This is a genomic window from Dorea acetigenes (genome assembly GCF_025567385.1).
GTDB lineage: Bacteria > Bacillota > Clostridia > Lachnospirales > Lachnospiraceae > Claveliimonas > Claveliimonas acetigenes.
The window spans coordinates 1-24173 of sequence record NZ_JAOQJU010000007.1 but is presented as its reverse complement, the minus strand read 5'-3'; the positions used below and the strand labels follow the sequence as shown (position 1 = coordinate 24173).

At 45.6% G+C, this 24173-nt stretch carries 18 protein-coding genes; 16 read left to right on the top strand and 2 right to left on the bottom strand.

Annotated features, from left to right (window positions below; genetic code table 11):
- Positions 1-25 precede the first annotated feature (25 nt).
- Genes OCV99_RS07835 through OCV99_RS07815 form a run of 5 tightly spaced genes read left to right on the top strand, consistent with a single transcriptional unit; the run spans position 26 to position 12857 of the window.
- Positions 26-1189: a prenyltransferase/squalene oxidase repeat-containing protein gene (locus tag OCV99_RS07835; protein ID WP_262575202.1), complete on the top strand. Its 1164-nt coding sequence runs from the start codon at positions 26-28 to the stop codon at positions 1187-1189.
- Complete coding sequence (locus tag OCV99_RS07830) at positions 1174-2121, top strand: AAA family ATPase (RefSeq protein ID WP_158369540.1); 948 nt, start codon at positions 1174-1176, stop codon at positions 2119-2121. Before OCV99_RS07835 ends, OCV99_RS07830 begins: the two co-directional genes overlap by 16 nt.
- Positions 2118-3281 carry a DUF58 domain-containing protein gene (locus tag OCV99_RS07825; protein WP_158369539.1) on the top strand — a complete coding sequence of 388 codons (1164 nt, stop codon included), beginning with the start codon at positions 2118-2120 and terminating at the stop codon, positions 3279-3281. Before OCV99_RS07830 ends, OCV99_RS07825 begins: the two co-directional genes overlap by 4 nt.
- Positions 3282-3300: 19 nt before the next feature.
- A complete protein-coding gene (locus tag OCV99_RS07820; RefSeq protein ID WP_158369538.1) occupies positions 3301-5538 on the top strand; it encodes a transglutaminase-like domain-containing protein in 2238 nt (745 codons plus the stop codon).
- A 35-nt stretch (positions 5539-5573) separates the two neighbouring features.
- The gene (locus OCV99_RS07815) at positions 5574-12857 is read left to right on the top strand and encodes an S-layer homology domain-containing protein (RefSeq protein ID WP_158369537.1); all 7284 of its coding nucleotides are present in this window, start codon (positions 5574-5576) and stop codon (positions 12855-12857) included.
- A 66-nt stretch (positions 12858-12923) separates the two neighbouring features.
- Here OCV99_RS07815 and OCV99_RS07810 read toward each other — a convergent pair whose 3' ends face one another.
- Positions 12924-13295, bottom strand: a complete 372-nt coding sequence (locus OCV99_RS07810) for a metal-dependent transcriptional regulator (protein ID WP_158369536.1) — start codon at positions 13293-13295, stop codon at positions 12924-12926.
- 202 nt (positions 13296-13497) lie between these two features.
- On the opposite strand from OCV99_RS07810, the gene OCV99_RS07805 reads away from it, so the two are divergent.
- From OCV99_RS07805 to OCV99_RS07755, 11 genes are all read left to right on the top strand, one after another.
- Positions 13498-13710: a FeoA family protein gene (locus OCV99_RS07805; protein WP_158369655.1), complete on the top strand. Its 213-nt coding sequence runs from the start codon at positions 13498-13500 to the stop codon at positions 13708-13710.
- A gap of 13 nt (positions 13711-13723) precedes the next feature.
- Positions 13724-13945 carry a FeoA family protein gene (locus OCV99_RS07800; protein ID WP_158369535.1) on the top strand — a complete coding sequence of 74 codons (222 nt, stop codon included), beginning with the start codon at positions 13724-13726 and terminating at the stop codon, positions 13943-13945.
- Positions 13946-14016: 71 nt separating this feature from the next.
- Entirely contained in the window at positions 14017-16191 is a 2175-nt protein-coding gene (gene feoB, locus OCV99_RS07795) for a ferrous iron transport protein B (RefSeq protein ID WP_158369534.1), read from the top strand.
- Positions 16192-16240: 49 nt separating this feature from the next.
- Complete coding sequence (locus OCV99_RS07790; RefSeq protein WP_158369533.1) at positions 16241-16378, top strand: FeoB-associated Cys-rich membrane protein; 138 nt, start codon at positions 16241-16243, stop codon at positions 16376-16378.
- 17 nt (positions 16379-16395) lie between these two features.
- Positions 16396-16794, top strand: a complete 399-nt coding sequence (locus tag OCV99_RS07785) for a Fur family transcriptional regulator (RefSeq protein ID WP_262575196.1) — start codon at positions 16396-16398, stop codon at positions 16792-16794.
- A gap of 78 nt (positions 16795-16872) precedes the next feature.
- Positions 16873-17118, top strand: a complete 246-nt coding sequence (locus OCV99_RS07780; RefSeq protein WP_158369531.1) for a heavy-metal-associated domain-containing protein — start codon at positions 16873-16875, stop codon at positions 17116-17118.
- A 93-nt stretch (positions 17119-17211) separates the two neighbouring features.
- Complete coding sequence (locus OCV99_RS07775; RefSeq protein WP_158369530.1) at positions 17212-17349, top strand: helix-turn-helix transcriptional regulator; 138 nt, start codon at positions 17212-17214, stop codon at positions 17347-17349.
- A gap of 208 nt (positions 17350-17557) precedes the next feature.
- Positions 17558-18250 (top strand): response regulator transcription factor, encoded by a 693-nt coding sequence (locus OCV99_RS07770; protein ID WP_025490271.1) that lies wholly within the window; start codon positions 17558-17560, stop codon positions 18248-18250.
- Positions 18247-19278, top strand: a complete 1032-nt coding sequence (locus OCV99_RS07765; protein ID WP_158369529.1) for a sensor histidine kinase — start codon at positions 18247-18249, stop codon at positions 19276-19278. Before OCV99_RS07770 ends, OCV99_RS07765 begins: the two co-directional genes overlap by 4 nt.
- A gap of 177 nt (positions 19279-19455) precedes the next feature.
- Positions 19456-20121, top strand: a complete 666-nt coding sequence (locus OCV99_RS07760) for an ABC transporter ATP-binding protein (RefSeq protein ID WP_158369528.1) — start codon at positions 19456-19458, stop codon at positions 20119-20121.
- Between the two features lie 14 nt (positions 20122-20135).
- Positions 20136-22526 carry an ABC transporter permease gene (locus OCV99_RS07755; protein ID WP_158369527.1) on the top strand — a complete coding sequence of 797 codons (2391 nt, stop codon included), beginning with the start codon at positions 20136-20138 and terminating at the stop codon, positions 22524-22526.
- 225 nt (positions 22527-22751) lie between these two features.
- Here the strand turns inward: OCV99_RS07755 and OCV99_RS07750 are convergent, their stop codons facing one another.
- Positions 22752-23792 (bottom strand): DUF6076 domain-containing protein, encoded by a 1041-nt coding sequence (locus OCV99_RS07750; RefSeq protein ID WP_118392959.1) that lies wholly within the window; start codon positions 23790-23792, stop codon positions 22752-22754.
- Positions 23793-24173 lie beyond the last annotated feature (381 nt).

The window sequence follows — 24173 nt, the reverse complement described above, 5'->3', positions numbered from 1 at the left end:
AACCTATAAAATGACAGGAGAAGCTATGAAAAAGAAAATCAGCAGAAGTATAGCTGCAATCGGAATGTTCTTGCTGCTGTGTATACAGACTGTATATGCGCAGAATGAAACGGAAATTGCTGAGCAAATCAGCCAGACAGCATCTGCATTACAAAATAGTGCAGAATCAAAAGAAGAATATCTTTTGAGGGATGAAAACTATATGACAGCCGGGGCGGCGGGGAGTGATTGGACAGCGCTTACGCTGGCGCTTTCGGGAAAGAAGGACGCATACCAGGACTATCTGAACCGGCTGCAGGATTATGTAGAAAAGCAATATCAGGAGAATGGTATGCTGGATTCTGTGAAAGCGACGGAATACCAGAGAATTTCTCTCGTAATGCTGGCGCTCGGGGGGAATCCTCTGCATGTGGATGCCCAAAAAGAAGAGATAAATCTGATTGCCGACGGAACCTATGATTTTGTTGGGGAAAGTCTGAACCTGCAGGGGTCTAACGGATTGATTTATGCGCTGCTTGCATTGGATGCAGGAAATTATGAGGTGCCGGAGGGAGCAAAGTATACAAGAGAACAGATAACAGAGCAGCTTTTGGCCTGCCAGTGTGAAGACGGATCCTTTGCGTTAGTAGGAGACGAGCAGGGAGATGCGGACATTACTGCAATGGCAGTTCAGGCTCTTGCGCCCTACCGGGGACAAGCGGAGGTGGCAGATGCCGTAGGGAGAGCTGTTTTGTGGCTGTCGGAACAGATGACAGAAAATGGAATGATTGAGACGGGGAGCGGAGAGAGTGTGGAGGCTACTGCCCAGACAATCTTGGCTCTGTGTGCGCTGGGCATGGACCCGGCATCGGTGGAAGAATTTCATAAAGGGGATAACTTTTTGCTGGACGGGCTGCAAGTATTTCGCAGAGACGACGGATGGTACAGACATACGGCTGAAGAGGAAGAGGCAGACCGGATTGCCACCTATCAGGCGCTGCTGGCGCTGGAGGCAGTGGAGAAGCTGCGGACAGACGGAGGATGGATACTGGATTTTACAGACTATGGCGCACCTGAGAGTGTGGAGGCGGAAACATTTCCGTGGGAATGGGCGGCCGCCTCTTGCGCTGTTTTGGTTTTCATAGCGGCGTTTCTGATAATAGTGGGAAAAAGGCGGAAGGGAAGGAGAGAAAAATGCAGGAAAAAATAGAGCTGATTCAGAAAGAAATGAAAAAAGTAATTGTCGGAAAGGATGACGTCATTCAAAAAGTGTTGATTGCGGTGCTGGCCCAGGGACATGTGTTGTTGGAGGATGTGCCGGGAACGGGCAAAACCACACTGGCGGCTGCATTTGCGAAGGTATTGGGGCTGGACAGCCGGAGAATACAGTTTACGTCAGATACGATGCCGTCGGATATTATCGGATTCTCTATTTATGATATGAAGACGGGAGAGCTTACCTATAAGCCTGGAGCGATTATGACAAATCTGCTGCTTGCAGATGAAATCAACCGGACGTCAAGCAAGACCCAGTCAGCGCTTCTGGAGGCAATGGAAGAGCGGCAGGTAACAGTAGACGGAGTAACAAGAAAGTTAGAGGAGCCTTTTATTGTACTGGCGACGCAGAATCCGGCAGGCTCGGCGGGAACACAGATGCTTCCCGCGGCACAGCTGGACCGTTTCCTGATGCGCCTTTCTATGGGATATCCGGATCGGGCAAGTCAGGTAGAAATTATGAAAGACAGGCATCATACAGATCCTATGGAGCGGGTGCAGCCTGTTCTTGCGATCCCGGATTTGCTTGCGGTTACAGAACAAGTAACGAATGTACATGTAAGCGACCCGATTTATAATTATATCACGGATCTGGCAGAGGAGACCAGAAACAATCCCTACATTCAATTGGGCGTCAGCCCCAGAGGAGCGCTGGCGGTGTGCAGGACAGCAAAGGCGTGTGCATTTATACATGGAAGAGATTATGTGATACCGGAAGACGTGGCAGAGATTTTCAAGTGTGTCTGTGGACACAGGCTGATTCTCTCAGCAAAAGCGAGGCTTCATGAGCAGACAGCGGAAGGTCTTTTGGAAGAGATTCTGGAGCATGTAGATAAACCGGAGATGAAGGAGTCAAAGATTCGATGACAAAGAAAATTATTTCTTCGCTGTCGGGATGGATATTCGTATTGGGGATTTTTTGTCTGCTGGCAGTGGGACAGGGAGGACGGACGGCGTGGATCTGTCTGGGAGCGTGGGGCGTGTTCCCTGTTATATCTTATGGAATGAATCTTCTGCTCAAGAAGAAATTGGAGGCAGAATTTCAGACCCCGGCAACGGTGGAGAAGAGGGAAGGGAAAACCGTTTGTCTGCAGATAACGAATCCGTCATGGATTCCTGCGGCATGTGTGCTTTGCAGCGTAGAAATGTGTAACAGGCTGACAGGCGAACGAACAGAAGAAATCCTTTTTATGTCTGCCCCATCCCGGGGAACGGTCAGAAAAGAGCTTTCTATTTCTTCTGATAAATGCGGGTATCTGGAATTGTCTGTCCGGAAAAGTTATCTGATGGACTGGGCGGGATTTCTGCCTGTGAAATGTAGTGTACAGGCAGAGGGCAGAGTTGCCGTTTTGCCGGATACATTTGAACCCCGTGTCCTGCTTAAGCAGGAGGCGGCAAGGCAGGAAGATGCAGATTCCTGGTCTCAGGAAAGAAAAGGAAACGATGCTGCAGAAGTTTTCAGTCTGCGGGAATATGCAGAGGGGGACAGCCTAAGGCAGATTCACTGGAAACTGTCTTCCAAAAGACAGCAATTGATTGTAAAGGAAGCATCCTTCCCGGTGGAGAAATCCCTGCTTTTGTTCTGGGATAAGAATGCAGCGGCTTCTACGGCGGAGGAAATGGATGCGATGGCGGAATGTACGGTCTCTATTGCGCAGGAACTTGTCCGGCAGGGGATTACATTTACGTTGGGATGGAGCGAAGGAAGAGAAGAAGTGTTTGAAGAAATTCAGACGGAGGAGGACAATATTTCTGCAATTCCAAGGATGTTGAAATATGGCGCAGAAATTTTGGAGAATGAAGAGACGTTCGGAAGCAGCGGACGGATTTCTGCTTATGGTATAAATGGCCGGAGTTTTGGTAAAATCATTTATTTTGGGAAAACAGTGCCGGAACATGAGATTTTTGCAGGGGAGAGTGCGGTAACGATGGTTGTTTGTGACAAAGAGGTAAGTCATCCTGTTTTTCCGGTAGTAGTTTTTACGGCCGAAAATTATCAGGAAGACTTAGAAACAATAGAATTGTAGAAGAGAAGGAGCAAAATCTGTGAAAGGATTACAGATACAGGCAGAAGAACAACATAAAAAAGATACAGTGGGCTATATGCTTCTTTCCCTATTGATTACAACGGGACTTGTAAGAATCCTTTTCTCCGGGATTGCTAAGCTGGAACCCCGGTGGTGGCTCTATAGTCTGGGTGCAGGGATTGTGTGTATTTTCTACAGTGTGCTGCCGGAAAAATATCAGGATTATAGGATACCTTTTGGAGGAGGAAGTTTACTGCTTTTGATTCTGGCAGGATATCGGATGGCGAGAGATGGCTTTTATGAAATCTGTAATGAGATTTTAACATTTTTTACCGGAAAATCCGGAAAGATATATCTGGATTTCCCGGTGGACAATGAACAGGGAATTTATTATACGGCAGCTATCATTACCGGGCTTCTTGTTTTACTGGTCTGGCAGGTTGTGGCAGGAAGAAAGAAATGGATGCTCGCCCTTTTCATGGCTGCCGCCGCCGGTTTAAGTATCATCGGCTTTGCAGCAGTGGATTATGGATGGCTGCTTCTTGCGGCCGGGGCGGTGGGCTTTTGTTTTTGGCAGAAAATGCAGCCCTTATGGAAGGGAAGCAGCCTCAGAAATTGGCTTTTGTGCGCAGGAGGGATTCTTCTTTGCCTGTTTCTGGGGGCAGCAATCGGACATGCAGTGGATGTGGATACAGAGTTTCAGGTGAGTCAGTGGAAACGGGCTGTTCACAAGAAGGTCTGTGATGAGGGAAACGATGCAATGCCGGAAGGAAATTTATCGAATTTGGGACGCTTCGTGAAAACAGGAAATGATTCCCTTATTTTAACGATGGAAAAACCGCAGAAGCTTTATCTGCGGGGGATGGTGGGAGAGACTTATACCGGAACGTCCTGGGAGGGCGTGAGTGAAGAGGCAAATATAGAAGGAGAAACGCTGTTTTATTGGCTGCATAAAAATGGTTTCTATCAACAAAACAGTATCGCAAAAGTTTCGGAATTGACGGGGAATGCTGATGTGTATACATTAAGTGTTGAAAGAAAGACGGCGTGTAAAGGGCATCTATACCTTCCCTGCGCGCTGGAAGATGCCGGAATATTGGATTCTGACGGAATTGGAGAAACACCTTCTTCTTCTATTGGAATGAACCTTCCGGATTCTGCCGGAGAGAGCTACACGGTTTCTTATACGGCAGGAAGTGTGCCGGAATGGTATGAAGCGGCGGCGCTCCTGGCGGGCCGTCAGTCGGAGAATGCAGTGCAGGAGTACCTGAAAGAAGAGCAAAGTTACCGGGAATTTGTCTATAAGAATGATTTGCAGCTTACAAATAGCGCCGTAGGTGTTCTGAGCAGGATTTTTGAACAGGAGGAGACGGAAAGGTCGTTGTCGGAGGTACTGGAGCTGATTCAGGATACATTGAAAGAACGGCTTACGTACGATGAGTCCGTACAGACGCTGAATGGAAAAAATGATTTTTTGCAGTATACACTGGAACAGAGCAAATGCGGATACAGCGTACACTATGCTACAGCGGCGGTTTTGATGCTGCGGTATTTTGGCGTACCCGCAAGATATGCAGAGGGATATTATCTTTCTGCTTATGAGGCTTCCGAGTATGAAGCAGGCGAGAAAATAGGTCTTGGAGAAGCACATGCCCACGCATGGGCAGAATATTATATGGATGGAGTCGGCTGGATACCTTTTGAAGTGACGCCGGGCTACATTGATGAGGATGAGCTTCTGGAAACAGCAGCAGCCGTCTCTGACGGTATGGGGGATGGTACGGGAAATACGTTCCGGCAAAATCCGTTAAAATATGCCCCCCAGAAAAGTCCGAAGGAAGAACAGCAGGAGCCGGACGCAAGAAATGTATTCCGGTTTGAGGCGAAGAAAATACTGGCAGTTGGAATTCTGCTTCTGCTGGTTCTTATGATAGCTTTGATTTGTTGGATTATCCGTCGGAGAAACCGATTGAAACGGTTTTGGCGGCAGATTGCTGAAAGCGACAACCGAACAGCGATTGTAGAGTTATATGCCTATTGTATGATGCTGATACAGCGTTTCCGGCTTGCAGATGTAGATGCAGGAGATGAAATCCGGCAGATTCATCAGGAGGCGATGTTCAGCAGTCATGTTATGACAGAGAAACAGAGAGAAAACATGCGGGAATTTACCAAAAAGGTTCTTGCTTCCTGCAAAAAAAGAAACCGTTGGTTTCAGGGATTCAGATATCATTGGATCCTTTGGCTTTATGACTGAAGGACATGATATAAAAAGGAAAAAGGAGGAGAAGAATGAAGATGACAAGATGGAAACGTCTGCTGGCGGGTATTCTCTGTGCACTCATGGTGCTGCAGGTAAATATTCCGATGGTATCACAGGCAGCAGATGCACAGACAAGCGAAACAAAGGCAGATGATATAGAGTCTGCAGCCGTAACAGATGTGGCTCCTTATAGCGAGGATACGCAGGAAGTAACGGAAGATGGCTCGTTTATATTGTCGGCAGTAACAGAATCACAGGTATTGATTGAACCTGTCAAGGTAGACTACACAAAAGACCAGTCGGTGCAGGAAGCGCTTGCATCGTCGGGATATGAATTCGGAGGAATCCAAACAGGTTTTGTGAGTTCGATTCAAGGTGTTGAAGGAAACTTTGTGATTTTCTTTAACGACGGAGATTACACACTTGGCAGAAAACCCGGCGTGATAGACAACAAGGTTACGGTAGTTGCTTTTACAGAAAACAGTGAATTGTATTCTGTGAACATGGCGGCGATGATTCAACGTATGGGTGAATACAATGCCATGACAAATGGCGTGAAAAATTATGCGCCCGCACAGACTGCGTACCAGAACGCATTAAAGGGGCTTTACACGGCAGACAGCGGCAAAGCCGGCGAGCTGCTGGAGGCATTGAATCAGGCAATTGCTGCGTATGAGCAGGAATTAAGCAAACCGGAGCATACGTTGACGGTAGAGGCAATGCAGGGAGGAAATAAAGTAGATGACCTGGAACTTGCATTTACAGACACCTATGGAAACGTCACTACTGCAGAAGGAACATCCATCGAATTAAGAGATGGAGATTACACTTTTTCCATATCTGACGGAAGTTATAACCGGACAGAGGGAAGCGTTACGGTAAATGGCAGCACCGTACTGCCCATAGAACTTCCATCCGGCCAGTGGTTTGGCGAGGTCAGGGTTCTGAGAAATAACAGAACAGAGAACTACCCGGCATATGCGGGAACTTGTGATTTAGGAACGCATACGGCGGAATATTTTATAGAAGATGTAAATGCCAACGGTTCCATGAATCTGTATGTAGAGCGTGGCGGAGAGCTTCCGGAAGGAGCGGTTCTGAGGGCAAATTATATCGGAACCAGCGGCACAAATTATGCGTCCATTAACAGAAGCTGGGAGAGCAGCACCAACGCGTTGGCGTTCTGCATTGCAGAAGGAATGGAAGGCAGAGAAATCCCGTTAGATGCAAGGTATACAAGTGACGCCGGGTATACGATGATACAGTCTTATAGGCTTAAAATTACACGTATTCCAACCTGTTCTGACATTGTACTTAGAGATGGAAACGGAACTTCTCTTTTAACGGATTTTTCTGCTACACAGACAGAGTATACGCTGAATACAATTGATAGCGTCATTGAGGTAGAGACTTCTCCTTATGGGGAAGAGGGTTATACCATTTCTGTAGATGCTGTGCAGAAAGAATCCGGCAACCGGGTAAAATTGCAGGATGGCGAGAATACTTTTTCCGTCCGCGTCTCTTATAAAGACGGACAAAAGAACACCTATACATTTACGGTAAATAAGATTGCGGCGGCAGAGGTTACTCTTACCATGGAAGAAGGAGTAACGGCAGAGATTTTCAATGCCAATGATAATCTGGTATCTCCAAAGGAAGGAAGTACCTATGAACTGATTCCGGGAGAAAACTACTATTATGTAGGAACGGTACAGGAAAACTATCATACAAGAGCAGAATTTACCGCAGAAGCAGGAACAAGTATTTCAGTGGCGGCGCCAGAAGTAGTTGAAGGAATTTCTGATTTTGCCGCATACGATAATTCTAATAAAACAACCCGTAAGCCGTTCAGTGCTGATAAGGAATTCAGTGCGGATATCTGGCAGTACCGCTATACCGTATCCGATGCGTTATCTGCTTTTTATGCGCAGGCGACGCCCGCAGACGGATATACTGTGGATGCGGTATATAGAAAACAGACAACGGTAGCTTCTACTAATGGTGTACTTGCCAATACACGACTTAGATATGTCGTAGATGAAAGCGGCTCCGCGACATCCGTTTTGAATGTTATCAGAGCCGGCGGGTATGGCAATACGATAACACTTCATGTATTTAAAACCAGTGGAGATGTTACATATTATCAGGATTATGTCCTGGATCTGGTACGTTCGCTTCATCTAAGGTCTATGGAGGCATCTATAGAAAATGAATCCATAGCTTTTTGTGATAAGGACGGTGAAGCTCTGGAATTTGACCGGGATATTACAGATTATTATGCAGTGCTCCCGGCATCCGCTGAGAAAATTACGGTTAATGCACATTTTACAAATGAGCAGTCTGCGACAGAATATGACGGCGGATACTATGCTGTGGCTGACGGAGTGAGATATGAAGATCTTTCAGAGTTAGAATTCAGCCTGGATACATCAAAAGAGGAAGAAACGAAAGAAATCCGAATCTGTCATACGAATGAGGATACAGAATCTTCGGTATACCGTCTTGTTTTAAAGAAACAGAATCCTGTGGACGTAACATTCCGGGTAGATTTTGATGATGCCGCGGATGAGACGGCGGAGAAGCCGGAGCCGATTTTTTTTGTTGTCAGCCAGTTAAATAATGAACCGGTTTTTGCGGAAAATGGGGTATTCAGGCTGATGCCGGGAGTGCCGTATACCTATACGGTGACAGCAAATGGCTATGTGTCACAGAAAGTGACGGATTACAAGGTAGAAGCGGGCAGCGGTCCGGTACAGATTTCTGTGACGATGGCTGCGACTGCAGCCCAAAAGCCGGAAGAGTTGGAGGCGGTATGGCCGTCTCTGCGAGATGAGAATAATAATGGAATTATTAGTGCCAATACTCCGATCCAGGCAGAGGATACCGTACTGTATTGGGCAAACAAAACGGCATTTACCGGATATTGCGGGAATCCGATTCTGGTGGACGGGTATCTGTACACTTATGATAATGAACACATTTACAAGATGGATACCCTTACCGGAGAAGTGGTTCTTACCAGTCCGGATAAGCTGGTGGCAAAATCTTCTTTTTCCATCCAGCCTCCAACCTATGGCGGCGGCATGGTATTCGTAGGTCTGTCAGGCGGAAAAGTGCAGGCATTTGACGCAAAGACGCTGGAATCTCTGTGGGTATATACGGATGATTTGGGAGGACAGCCGAATAGTACGATTACTTATAAGGATGGATATGTTTATACTGGTTTCTGGAACAATGAAACAAAGGATGCTAATTATGTGTGTCTTTCTGTGGCGGACGAAGATCCGGAAGATGGATTTGAGGAAAAGACAGCTTCCTGGACGCACACACAGGCCGGAGGCTATTATTGGGCAGGCTCCTATAATTCGGATGAATTTATGCTGGTGGGAACGGACGATGGCGAGAGTGGTTACACCATCGGTTATGCCCATGTGCTTTCCATCCACCCAAAGACAGGAAAGGTGCTGGATGACATACAGCTTCCTCATGTGGGAGATTTAAGAAGCAACATTACTTATGACTGCGAAGGAGAGAATCCGACTTACGATTACTATTTCACAACAAAGGGCGGATATTTCTATCGTATTTCTGTAAATGAAGACGGAACTTTTAAAGAAGATTCTCTGAAGTATGTGAAGCTTGAGAATGGAACTTCTACTGCGTCCATGAGTACCTCCACTCCAACGGTATACAATGGAAGAGCTTATGTGGGCGTTGCCGGAAGCAGCCAGTTCGGTGCATATAGCGGCCATAATATAGCAGTTATCGATCTTGCTTCCATGGAGACTGCTTACTCGGTTCCTACACAGGGCTATCCGCAGACAAGCGGCCTGCTGACCACTGCATATGATACGGAAGGAACCGGAAAGGTATATGTTTACTTCTTTGACAATTATACGCCTGGAAAGCTCCGTGTGATTTCCGATCAGCCGGGACAGACCGAGGCGGCAGAGGTAACGCAGGAAACCAACAAGGATATCACCTATGACACAGCCTATGTGTTATTTACCCCTTCCGGGGCGCAGGCGCAATACGCGCTGTGTACACCGATTGCGGATGAGTATGGAACGCTGTATTTCCGAAATGACTCGAATCACATGATGGCGCTGGGAGCAACAATCCAGAAAATTGAAGTGACAAAGCTGCCGGATAAAACAGCGTATAAAATCGGAGATGCTTTTGATCCGACAGGAATGCAGGTAACCGCGACCTATACGAATGGAACAACGAGGGATATTACAAGAGCGGTTTCTTATTCTGAGGAAGCGCTTCAGGAGACAGATACAGACTTCCCGATTACATATGAACATGTTCTGTATCAGAATAAAGACGGAGAGACAGGAGTCGAGTATACGGCGCCGATGACAGCGATTCAGTTACAGATTGTGTCGGAGGAAGAAGCGGCCGTTATTGACAAGATTGAAGCAATCGGGGAAGTAACGCTGGACAGCGAAGCGGCAATCAAAGAGGCAAGGGCGGCTTATGATGCACTGCCAGAAGACAGTCAGGCGAAGATTGCGGATTACGCTGCTGTGCTGACGGATGCGGAAGCTGCATTAAAAGAACTTCAGAAAAATGATAATATTACCTGTTATGTCAGAGCGGAGGGAAAGACCCAGACAGAAGTTCCGCTGACGAAAGTAACGCTGAACAAGCATGAGATTCCATCCTTTGCTTCTTATGGGCTTAAGGGAGCACCGGATGATATGGATTATATCACGCCGCTGCATCTTCTTTTGCAGGCAATGAAAGACCGTGGTATGGAAGAAGAGCTTGCGCAGGTAGATATTGCTTCTGCCGGATGGATTAACAGTCTGTTTGACTGGGGAGCAGATAATCTCTGCGTTTCAGGAGGAATTGATCTCCCGGATGTAAGTTCCAAGTGCCAGGCAGAGGAAGGAAAGGTATATACCTTCTACGGCGCAGACGGAGACTGGGGCAGTTTTGGATACACTGCGTACGGTTTCTTCGGAGAATTTACCGAAGGCAGCGGCTACACGGAAAAGGGAGCTGATGAAACCTGGGAGAAAACAGCAGAAACCGGCGAGCCGGTAGAATTTACGTATCTGTACACAAGCTCTATGCATACGCCGCAGAATGGTCCATGCTACGATGCGGATGGCGGATATGCTAAGGTTTATGTAGGGAAAGACGGCGCAGAGACAGTTACGGAAGAGGATTATAGAAACGATATCACCGTCGATTCTGAAGGAAAATTTGCGGTAACATTTGATAAGGCTGGTACGTATGTGGTTTCTGCCCGTTACTATACGGCAGAAGGAATGCTGTCTGCAAGCAGTGCATATTGTAAAATTACGGTGAAAGATACTGCAGGAGATGAAGCGGCGGCTGTCATCGAGAAAATTGAAGCAATCGGGGAAGTGACGCTGGACAGCGAAACTGCGATTAAAGAAGCGCGGGCGGCTTATGACGCATTGTCACAAAACGGACAGGCAAGGGTTACAAACTATACCGTGCTGACAGATGCGGAAGCTGCATTAAAAGAGCTTCAGAAAAATGATAATATTACCTGCTATGTCAGAGCGGAGGGAAAGACACAGACAGAAGTTCCCTTGACGAAAGTAACGCTGAACAAGCATGAGATTCCATCCTTTGCTTCTTACGGGCTTAAGGGAGCACCGGATGATGTGGATTATATCACACCGCTACATCTTCTTTTGCAGGCAATGAAAGACCGTGGTATGGAAGAAGAGCTTGCGCAGGTAGATATTGCTTCTGCCGGATGGATTAACAGTTTGTTTGACTGGGGAGCAGATAATTTATGTGTTTCAGGAGGAATTGATCTCCCGGATGTAAGCGCTAAGTGCCAGGCAGAGGAAGGAAAGGTATATACCTTCTACGGTGCAGATGGAGACTGGGGCAGTTTTGGATACACTGCGTACGGTTTCTTCGGAGAATTTACCGAAGGAAGCGGGTATACGGAAAAAGGAGCCGATGAAACCTGGGAGAAAACGGCAGAGACAGGCGAGCCGGTAGAATTTACATATCTGTACACAGGCTCTATGCATACGCCGCAGAATGGTCCATGCTACGATGCGGATGGCGGATATGCTAAGGTTTATGTAGGGAAAGACGGCGCAGAGACAGTTACGGAAGAGGATTATAGAAACGATATCACCGTTGATTCTGAAGGAAAATTTGCGGTAACATTTGATAAGGCTGGTACATATGTAGTTTCCGCCCGTTACTATACGGCAGAAGGAAAGCTGTCTGCAAGCAGTGCGTATTGCCGGGTTACTGTAAAAGAAGCTCCTGTGAAAGAGGTTCCTGTAACGGGACTTACCGTAAGACCGGAGACTCTTTCTATGGAAAAAGGAACGACGCAGAAGTTGGAGGTTACGGTCTTACCGGAAAATGCAACCGATAAGTCAATAACCTGGATAAGTGATAATGAAAATGCAGCGACAGTCGATGCACAGGGAACGGTAACAGCAGTAGAAAAGGGAGAAGCGACAATTACAGCAGAAACCGCTAATGGAAGAAAAGCGCACTGCAAAATTACCGTAAAAGACACGGTCGGAGATGAAGCGGCAGCGGTGGTGAAAAAAATCGCGGCAATCGGCGAAGTAACACTGGAAAGTGAAGCAGCGATTACGGATGCACGGAAAGCGTACGATGCATTATCAGAGAAAGCGAAAGAGAAGGTAACGAATTATCAGACTCTGGCAGATGCAGAAGCAAAACTTCAGGAATTGAAAGACGCTGCGAAAAAGCTTCCATTTCTTGATGTAAATGAGCAGGATTGGTTTGTGGATTATGTGACCTATGTGTATGAAAATCAGATTATGACTGGACTTAACAATACGCATTTCGGGCCATATGATGTGCTGGCGCGTGCGCAGTTTGCTATGATTCTTTACAGAATGAATGGCACGCCAAAGGTGGATTATACAACCAGGTTCCCGGATGTACAGAAAGGAGAATGGTATACGGACGCAATTCTCTGGGCCGCTCAGACAGGTGTAGTTACGGGTTATACAGATTCCGGTCTGTTCGGACCTTCTGACTATATCAACCGCGAACAGATGGCAGTGATGATGTACCGCTATGTGAATTACAAGGGCTATAAGTCGGATGCACCTGCAGACATTAGCAACTATAAAGATGCGGTTCAGGTAAGTGAATTTGCAGAAGACGCTATGAAATGGGCAGTAGGAAATGGAATCATTGAAGGAAAAGTAAATGATGACGGCGTTACCTATCGCCTCGATCCGCAGGGAAATGCGAGTCGTGCAGAGTGTGCGACAATTATTATGAGATTCAAAGAGAAATTTGAAACGGCCGGGAATTAAATAAGAGATAAGATAACAAAGGGGCTGCCAAGGCAGCCCCTTAAATAGCTCAGAATCAATAATTTCTTATGAAGAATGTTCATGTATAAATCTTTTCATAGCCTGAAAACTTTCATCACTGATTTGATGTTCCATCTCGCAGGCATCCTCGGTGGCTATCTTGGGATCGACGCCAAGAGAAATAAGCCAGTCAGAAAGCACCTGGTGGCGTTCATAAACGCTGTTTGCGATTTCTTTTCCCTTTTTCGTTAATGTGATAAAACCAGAAGGGTTTACTTCGATGCATTCGTTTTCACGTAAGTGTTTCATAGCAACGCTGACGCTTGGCTTTGAAAAGTTTAATTCGGTCGCAATGTCAATAGAGCGGACGACCGGAAGTTTTTTACTTAATATAAGTATCGTTTCTAAATAATCTTCTGAAGATCTGTTGTGACGCATGTTATCTCCTTCCTTTGTGGAGTTAATCTGATATTTCTTATATTGTAACAGTTCTTTTTGCGAAACTCAAGCCCATAAATCCATCTTTGAAATTGAAAAAAATTATCAATAAAGGTTATTGACATGCAATGAAAGTAAGCATATACTAACTACTGTAATAAAATAAATGATAATATTTATTAAAAACGAAAGCAGGTGGGTTATGATGCCTTTAACAATGGCTGAAACCGGTCGTGAGATACAGATCAGGAAAATCGGCGGGAAGGAAGAAACCAGACGTTTTTTGGAAAGCCTGGGATTTGTAATGGGTGGATTTGTCACTATCGTATCAGAGATTAATGGGAATCTGATTGTAAAGGTGAAGGATTCACGTGTGGCAATCAGCAAGGAAATGGCGAGTAAAATCATGATATGAGGAGGAAGATAAGATGGCTACGTTGAAAGAGGCGAAGTGCGGGCAGACCGTAAAAGTTGTGAAAATTCACGGAGAAGGAGCGGTAAAGCGCAGGATTATGGATATGGGAATTACAAAAAATGTGGAGATATACATAAGAAAAGTAGCACCGCTTGGCGATCCGGTAGAAGTAACTGTCAGAGGCTATGAATTGTCTCTCAGAAAAGCAGATGCAGAAATGGTAGAAGTACAATAATTTTTTTGACAAAAGGTTAGCCAAAACTAAAAACAGTTATACATATATTATTTAGGAAGAGAGGGTGAACTATGAAAGTAAAAATTGCACTTGCGGGTAATCCGAATAGTGGAAAGACAACATTGTTCAATGCGCTGACTGGTTCGAACCAGTTTGTGGGTAACTGGCCGGGAGTAACGGTTGAGAAGAAGGAAGGAAAGATTAAAGGATACACAGCGAAGGGAGAAGAAGCAGTGCTTGTGGATCTTCCGGGAATTTATTCTCTGTCTCCATATACCCTGGAAGAAGTTGTATCCAGGAACTTCTTGATTAGTGAAAAACCGGATGCTATCATTAATATTATTGACGGTACGAACCTGGAGAGGAATCTGTACCTGACAACGCAGCTTACGGAACTTGGTATTCCGGTTATCGTTGCGGTAAATATGATGGACCTGGTAAGGAAGAATGGTGAAGTGCTGGATGTGGAGCGTCTTGGCAAGGATATTGGATGCAAGGTTGTGGAAATTTCTGCTTTAAAGGGCGAGGGAATTAACCAACTGGCGCAGAGAGCGGTGTCTATTGCGAAAGCGGGAAAGAAAAATCAGCCGGCCCACAGCTTTGAAGGATCCGTGGAGCATGCGATTGCTCATATCGAAGAGGCGATTTACGGACGCGTGGAGTCCAGTATGGAACGCTGGTATGCCGTAAAGCTTTTTGAGCGTGACGAGAAAGTACAGGAAAGCCTTGGGCTTGACAAAGAGCTGCTGGCTCATATCGAAGAAGATATCGTGAGCTGTGAAAAAGAAATGGATGATGATGCGGAAAGTATTATCACAGGTGAGCGTTATAACTACATAGGAAATATTATTGAAGATTGTTATAAAAAGCGTGTGAAAAAGCAGATGTCATTGTCTGATAAGATTGACAGCATTGTAACGAATCGTTTTCTGGCGCTTCCGATTTTCGCAGTTGTAATGTTTCTTGTCTATTATGTATCCGTTACGACCGTTGGCTCAATCCTGACAGACTGGACCAATGATACATTGTTTGGCGAGTGGATTCTTCCGGCGGCGCAGGGAGCTTTGGAATCTGTAGGATGCGCAGACTGGCTGACAGGACTTATTGTTGACGGTGTTATCGGCGGTGTAGGAGCTGTTCTTGGGTTTGTGCCGCAGATGCTGGTACTGTTCCTCTTCCTGGCATTCCTGGAAGGATGCGGATATATGGCACGTATCGCGTTTATTATGGACCGTATTTTCCGTAAATTTGGTTTATCAGGCAAGTCCTTCATCCCGATGCTGATTGGTACAGGATGTGGCGTTCCGGGAGTTATGGCTTCCAGAACTATTGAAAATGATAGAGACCGCAAGATGACGATTATGACAACGACGTTTATCCCCTGTGGAGCAAAGCTTCCGATTATTGCTTTGATTGCAGGCGCTTTGTTTGACGGAGCGGCATGGGTAGCGCCAAGTGCGTACTTTGTAGGTATTGCAGCAATTATTTGTTCCGGTATTATTTTGAAAAAGACGAAGATGTTTGCGGGAGATCCGGCGCCGTTCGTTATGGAACTTCCGGCATACCATCTGCCAACTGTTGGAAATGTTCTCAGAAGTACATGGGAACGTGGATGGTCTTTCATTAAGAAAGCGGGAACAATTATCCTTCTTTCCACCATTTTCGTATGGTTTGCACAGAGCTTTGGCGTAGAAGGCGGAAGCTTCGGTATGGTGGAAGATATGAACAACAGTATTCTGGCAGCAATCGGTTCTGCCGTAGCATGGATTTTTGCTCCGCTTGGCTGGGGAGACTGGAAAGCGGCAGTAGCAGCGATTACCGGACTGGTAGCGAAAGAAAATGTAGTCGGAACCTTTGGTATTTTGTATGGATTTAGCGAAGTGGCAGAAGACGGCGCTGAAATCTGGGGAACGCTTGCAGGAGCAATGACTCCGGTTGCAGCATATTCCTTCCTTGTATTTAACCTTCTCTGCGCGCCGTGTTTTGCAGCGATGGGAGCAATTAAACGTGAGATGAACAATGCAAAATGGTTCTGGTTTGCGATTGGATATCAGACGTTGCTGGCTTATGTCGTAGCTCTCTGCGTATATCAGATTGGAAGCGTATTTACGGCAGGAACATTTGGAATCGGAACGGTTGTAGCAGTTCTCTGCGTGATTGGGTTCTTGTATCTGTTATTCCGTCCTTATAAGGAAAGCCAGAGCCTGAAGGTGCCGAAGAGTGTTTCTGCTAAAGTAAAAGCATAATTGGCAGTGTAAAATGTAACGAATATAAGGTAGTAGGAGGTATGGATATATGGGAACAGCGATTGTACTTGTTGTGCTTGCAGGAGTCGTGGGACTTGTAATCCGCAGTATGGTAAAAGATAAAAAATCCGGAAAGTCCCTGCAGTGCGGGCAGGATTGTAAGAATTGCAGCGGACATTGTCATTGATGATCCGAGGTGTTAGTATGCAGAAAGATGAGATTATAGCACGGTTAAGAGAAAAAGGTTTCAGGATAACAAAACAGCGGGAATTGCTGATTGATATTATTCTGGAAGAAAATCATTCCTGTTGTAAAGAAATCTATGTTCTTGCACATAAAAAAGATCCGGGAATCGGGACGGCAACCGTATATCGTACTGTTACTGCCCTGGAACAGATTGGGGCGCTGGAGCGTAAAACAGCGTTTCAATTATGCGGGCGAGAGAGAGAATCCCGCATCTATTGCCTTGTAGAGATGGAAGATGACACCACGGTGGAGTTAGATGATACCGCTATGGAAAGAATCATTGGAAAAGGACTGGCAGGCTGCGGGTATTCCGAAGGAAAAGGAATAAAGAATATCAGAATTATGCAGTCGAAATAGAATGCCTAAAGGAGCTTTTCAAGCTGAATTGTGAATCGGCTTGGAAGGCTCTTTTGTATAATGAAGGAGAGAAAAATTATGATTAAAATGATACTTGAGGTTGAAGGAATGTCTTGTGGAATGTGTGAAAGCCACATTAACGATACGGTAAGAAAACAATTTGAGGTGAAAAAGGTAGTGTCCTCCCATAAAAAGGGAAAGACAGAAATTATTGCGGAGGCTCCGCTTGATGAGACACAACTGCGAAAGGTGATTGGCGATACCGGATATGAGGTGAAGTCTGTCAGGGTGGAACCATATACAAAGAAGGGATTATTCTGGTAAAAGACAAAAGAAAAGCAAAGTAAATGATTCGTCGATTGACGGGAAACGCTCTGCTCTTTTATACTTGTGGCATCAAAGGAAGGAGGAAGGAACGTGGATTCAAAGGTATTTGGACAGTTCGTTGCAAAGATCAGAAAAGAAAGGGGCATGACACAGGCAGAGCTGGGAGAGCTTATCGGAGTTACCGATAAGGCAATCAGCCGGTGGGAGAGAGGAGTTTCCCATAGTTAAAGATACCACACCAAATATGATGAACCCACGCTTATACACTACCAGCTATAATAAACCGCAAGGACAGCAATTTGATACTGCTGTCCTTTCTTTTATAAAATTGCAGTACACAGAAAAAAGCTGTAAAATGATAAATATATTTGTCCTTGTAACAATTCTCGGACATTTGCCTGTTATACTATTGGCAAAAAGAAAAGGAAGTGAGGATATGAAGCAGATTTTAATTGTCGAGGACGACAGTTTTTTGAATAAGATGTTGGCCTATAACATGACCGCAGACGGCTACGGCGTGACTTCTGCCTTAAATGCCAGAACCGCAGCCGCCGCCATCCGCCAGCGGGAATTTGATTTAGTGCTGCTGGACATCAACCTGCCGGATGGAAATGGTTTTGAGCTGTGCAAGCTGATAAAGCCCCAACACCCGGACACCATCGTGATTTTCCTAACCGCCAACGATCAGGAGAGCGACCAGATACGGGGCTATGAGGTGGGCGCGGTGGACTACATCACAAAGCCCTTTGTGATCGGGGCCTTGCAGCGGAAAATCAAAGCCATGTTTGCCATGCTGGAACACCACAAACCGGCCAAGGACATTTACGACGACGGGCGGCTGTTTCTGGACTTCTCGGAGCAGACGGCTTCCCTAAATGGCAAGCCCCTGACCCTATCCCCGATGGAGTACAAAATGCTGAACCTGTTCCGTAAAAATCCCCGGCAAGTGCTGACCCGTGGGCAGCTTTTGGAAAAGCTGTGGGATATAGACGAAAGGTTTGTGGACGAACACACCCTGACAACCTCCATCAGCCGGATTCGCAGCAAGATTGAAGCCGACGGCGGCGCACCCTACATCAAGACCGTTTACGGCATGGGCTATCAATGGACGGGAGGCGAGGCAAAATGAAGTTTCAAAACCTCTCGGTAAAGCGGCTGTTTGGCCGGGTGGCAATAGGGCTTGCCCTCTCCATGTCCGGGATCACCATAGCCCTGTTTTTTGTGACAAAACAGACGGCGGTGCTGCTGACGGGCGGGGTGCTGCTGCTGTGCGCCCTTGTGGGGATTTTTGTACTGACGCAGGCGTTTGGAACGCGGCTGTCGCAGTTTACCGCTGACCTGTGCCAGACTTTAGACCACATGATCGCCGGGAATGAAGCGCCCCAGCGCCCGGAGGACAGCGAAACCCAGCTTGCCAGAATCGGACACCGGCTGGCAAGGCTTTACCAGATCATGCAGGAGAACCGCCGCCGGGTGGACGAGGAACGGCAGGAGTTACAGACCCTTGTATCAGATATTTCCCATCAGGTGAAAACGCCGGTGAGCAATCTGAAAATGGCGACGGACACCCTGCTGGAAAAGCCCATGACCGAGGCGGAGCGCACCGACTTTATCCGGGGAATCCGCAGCCAGACGGATAAGCTGGACTTTCTCTTTCAGGCCCTTGTAAAAACCTCCCGGCTGGAAACAGGCGTGATCCAGTTAGACAAGAAGCCGGGCCGCCTCTTTGATACCGTGGCGCAGGCCATGAGTGGGATCGTGTATGCAGCGGAGAAAAAGGAAATTGCCGTGTCCGTGGACTGCCCGGAGGATTTGGCCGTTTCCCATGACAGCAAGTGGACATCCGAAGCCCTCTTTAACCTGCTGGACAATGCGGTGAAGTACACCCCGGCAGGCGGGAAAATCGCTGTGTCGGTGGTGCTGTGGGAAATGTATGTGGAGATCAAAGTAGCCGACACCGGCAAGGGAATTTCCGAAAGCAATCAGGCCGCCATCTTCCGGCGCTTCTATCGTGAGGAAGAAGTACACGAACAGCAGGGCGTGGGCATTGGCCTGTATCTGGCCCGCGAGATTGTAACGCGGCAGGGCGGCTATATCAAAGTGGTTTCGGAGCCGGGCAAGGGTTCGGAATTTTCTATTATGCTGCCTACAAAATAAAACGCGGCGGACGGCCATTTCCGGCTGCCCGCCGTAAATTTTTTTGAAATGTCCGAGCGTTGTAACATTTCACCCCGATTTTCAATGAAATTTTTTGGTCGCTGTAACATTTCGCGGACATTTGGGTTTTACAATAGCCTTATCAACAGGCAGAAAGCCTTGAAAGGAGTTTTTAGTATGAGCATTTTACAGACTATCGACCTGAAAAAGTATTACGGCACAGAGCCGAACATCACCCGCGCCCTTGACGGCGTGAACTTCTCTGTGGAGGACGGCGAGTTTGTGGCCGTTGTGGGAACCTCCGGCAGCGGCAAGTCTACCCTGCTTCACATGATGGGCGGGCTGGACACCCCTACTTCCGGCAATGTGATTGTCCGGGACAAAGAGCTGTCGAAAATGAACGACGAACAGCTCACCATCTTCCGCCGCCGCAACATCGGTTTTATCTTCCAGAACTACAACCTTGTTCCCATCCTGAATGTGTATGAGAACATTGTCCTGCCGGTGGAGCTGGACGGGGACACGGTGGATCAGAAGTTTTTGGACGAGATCGTTCACCTGCTGGGGCTGGAAGATAAACTAAAAAATATGCCGAACAATCTTTCCGGAGGCCAGCAGCAGCGTGTGGCTATCGCCCGCGCCTTGATTACCAAACCGGCTATTGTGCTGGCCGACGAGCCGACTGGCAACCTTGACAGCAGGACCAGCGCCGAGGTGCTGGGGCTTATCAAGCGTACCAGCGCGGAGTTCCGGCAAACTGTTGTGATGATTACCCACAATAACGACATAGCCCGTCTTGCAGATCGGATTGTCCGCATTGAGGATGGAAAGATTGTGGAATAAGGAGGTGGAAAGCTATGACATGGCCTTTTGAAAATGATACCAGCGCCATTACAAAGAAGCTGGCAAAGGAAAGTTTGAAAAGCGAAAAGCGCCGGAATTTTATGATAATAATTGCTATTTCACTGGCAGCGTTTTTGATGTCAATGTGTGGAACATTATTTTTTGCTTTTCAGGAATCTCAAAATAATATGGCCACTTTTCAAGCCAGCTATGATAATCTGACAGAGGATAAAATTGAAAAACTTCGTCATCAACCAGAAATCGAAATGGTAGCGTCGCTTTACAATCTGGGAGAAATAAAAATGCCAGAGGGATATTCATTGTATTTGGCATATATGGATGATGCGGCATGCTATATTGCCCGAAATCAATTTACACTAAAAGATGGGACTATGCCATCTAAAGAAAACGAAATTGCAGTTGACCGTGAAATGGTGAACAAATATTTTTCTAATACTGCAATCGGAGATGAAATTTCTTTTCAAATAAACGGAAAATCACAAGATTTTGTGATTTCTGGGATTACGGAAAGCTCGACTGAATCACAGGGCAATTACTCGTGCTATATATCAAAATCGTTTGTAGAAAATAGCTCTAATTATAATCCTGCAAAATACCAAAGCTATGTTTGTTTTGCTGATGCAGATTCAACATCAAAAGAAATTCTAAAAGAAAGAATTGCTTCTATTGGAAAAGAAATTGGTGCTGATTATAGCTTAAGTTTTCTCTTTTTTAGAGAGAATATGGGATTGTCATTTGAAAATATACTAACTTTTGTAAGTTTGTCCGTGTTGGTATTATTTGCAGGTATAACGGTAATCCAAAGTATTTTCAGAATTTCTATCAATGAAAAAATAAGAAATTTCGGACAGTTACGCACTTTAGGTACAACTGCATTACAGATAAAGAAAATGATAAACTATGAAAGTAGATATTTATCATGGCTTGGAATCCCTCCGGGTATTGTTTTGGGTGCGATTGTCGGAACTGTTTTGGGAAGTAATGAATTTTCCAGCGGATTTTCCCCTATCAATATTCCTTTTGTAATGATAGGCGTTTCCATCATTTGCACTCTTATGGTGAAATTATCTGTTCGCAAGCCGCTTAAAATTGCAGCAACTACTTCCCCTATTGAGGCAGTACGATATATAGCTTATCGAAATGCTCCGATGCAATCTCGAAAACATAATAAGAAAATTTCACCTTACTCTTTAGCTCTATTAAATCTTGGACGCGATAAGAAAAAGACAGCCAGTACATTGCTTTCATTGATATTTGGAGGATTACTCTTATTTATATCTGCATCCGCAGCAGTTAGTAATACGCCAGAGCAATTTGTCCGTGAAAAGTTTTTTGTAAACGGCGGAAGCTTCCGTATATATCTTTCTGAAGAATCAGTTGGAAAAAACGAAGCAAATAATTCGCTAAACGAATCTTTGAGAGAAGAACTTTTGAATACTAAAGGAATCCAAAAGATTATACCACTTAGAGATTCAGTAGGAATGTGTCATTATTCTATCAATGGAAATGTTACTGAGGGAATGTGTGATATAATTTCGGATCAAAGTACAGAAGGTAATTTTAGCTTTGTTGAACAACATTTGATAGATGGACAAATGCCTAAAAATCAGTTTGAAGTTTTATTGACAGATGGATATATGGAACTGGGGGTTACAAAAGGGACGCCTATAAAGATTACAAATAGTGGAGAGGAAATAGAATGTATTGTTTCCGGTTTCTTTGATAAGAGCTTTGTCGGAACCGAAAACGGTACAGATGCTATTGATCCAGCGAATCTTATAATTACACAAGAACTTGCACAACAACTATTCCCAAACACAGAAAATTTTGCTTACTCATGGGAGATCATAACTGATAAAACTTATAATGATGAAATAGAATCAGCCATTCAGCAGAAAATTACCTCTAAAGAAAAGGGGCTTTCTATTTGCAGCTATAATGATGTTGTAGAGTACATGGAATCTTCTATGAACTTATTGTTTGGAAGTTTGCAAATGCTGTCATTACTAATTTTGCTGTTTGGAATAATCAGTCTAATCAATATGACGCTCTCTAACCATCAAGCGCGTAAACAGGAAATCAGTACATTACGCTCTGTTGGATTAAGCCTAAAACAATTATATCGTTCTCTCATAACAGAGGGATTGCTATATGTACTTGTTTCATTTGGAATCGTTCTTTTGGTTGGTATTCCCATAGCTATTCCTGTGAGCAAAGCTGTTGGTATTCTATTCGGTATGCCAAATCTCTCATATCAATTTCCAACAATGCAGATAGGTGGATATCTACTAATATTGATTCTTTTACAGTTGATTCTTTCTGTATGGGAAATACGGGATTTGAAAAAGCGTTCATTAACAGAACAAATGCGGGCAATGGAATGACCTTTTGAGATCGGCGGGGCGGCGTATGCTGCCCCGCTTTTTCCGCCATTTCTCAAAAAGATTTTTGAAATGTCCGAGCGTTGTAACAATTCAGCCTGTTTTTCTGTCGAAATCAAAGGCACCTCGGACATTTATAGTTCTTCCAAAAGTTTGATGATAATATTACCATTCATGGAAGAAGCAATCTGTTATTGCAATAATGCGAAATTGACGATAGAAAGTTTTTCATATCTCGGTCAGCTCAACAATTACATTACTCTGCTGATACAGCCAGTCCGCAAATTCTTTCGGGCTGGCTGTTCCTGTTTTTACAGCCTTTTTTCTCTGTAAGGCTTCTTTCTTAAAGTCGGAAAAGGCAGCCTGTATTTTTTCCAGACAGTCAGCCGGAAAGCCTGCGGTATTTTTTACCCGGTTTATTTTGTTGCGCCAGTTCTGGCATTCATTTTTATAAAGCAGGTCATAGTTATTTTCTCTTGCCCTCTCGTCAAATTCCCGCTTGTTTTGAAGCGCCTGTGCTTTGCGGCACTTGTCGCTGCACAGCTCATACCGCTGGCTCTTTGCCAGAAAATATTTCCCGCAGACCTTGCACTGCCGGAAGCAAAGCCCCCAGTCATTCAGCCTGTTCAGATAATAGGTAATCAACGGGTAGAGGGACGCATAGGCAGACACACATTCTTCTGTGCGACGGTTGTCCGGGAACCAGAGGTCAAGCCGGGTATCTTCTGATGGTGCGCCTTTGAAATAGAGGCTGCCAGCTTGAAAATGTTTCGGTTTTCCTGTCTCCCTGTCAAAGCTCATGGCTTCGTTATGGAATACCCCGGTCAGGCTGCTCATTTTATCCATGAAGCGGTCACAGGCAGCGTTACGGTCACGGGGTTCTCTGGAAAGCAGATAGCTGTTCCAGATACGGAACGCCACATACATTTTCAGAGGGTCATTGCTAAGATATTTTCCCCAGAGAAATTCGCTTGCCGCCTGCTCCAGCTCCGGCTGTTTCCATCGGTTGGAGTGGAGGGCTTGCCGCAGTGGAGAAAGCCCGTATAAGTTCCAATCTCTGTCCGTGTCACGCTCAAAGTTTATCAAAAAAGTTCCCAGCGGGCGTGTCATATCACAAAGCACCTCTGTGTTTTGGCTCCCGTTCAGCCGGAAGCGGATCTGCTGTTCTTCCCCAATCAAAATCCGCTCTTTCATTTTCTTCCTGTCCAGCGTCAGGACAAACAAAATCCTCTCAAAACATGGCTCATGTCGTATAAACTGATTCTCCATCCCTATCCCCTGCCTTTGTTTATGGTAATTATATAATTCAGTTATATCCGTTACACTCATGGTATCGCAGAATCATTGTTTTGTCAAGGATAGTACGCTATGATGATTGCAGTTGGTAATTTCGTACCGCACAGTACCTTGACAAGTGAATGACCGTCCAAAAGGGATATGACCGGCAGGAGAAGTGACGCATCCGGCGCACCAATGCAGGGAAACACCGCAGGAATGGGGCAGGAAAACGGCTTTTGGGGAAAACGGCAACAGGAAGCATTTTAACCTATTTGATTGGTAGTGTAAAGTAGTCTATGAAAAAATGGAGCTGAAAAAATGGCTCCATCGGAACCTTGAAAATTGCAGATATATTAGCTTTTGGCGGTGTCC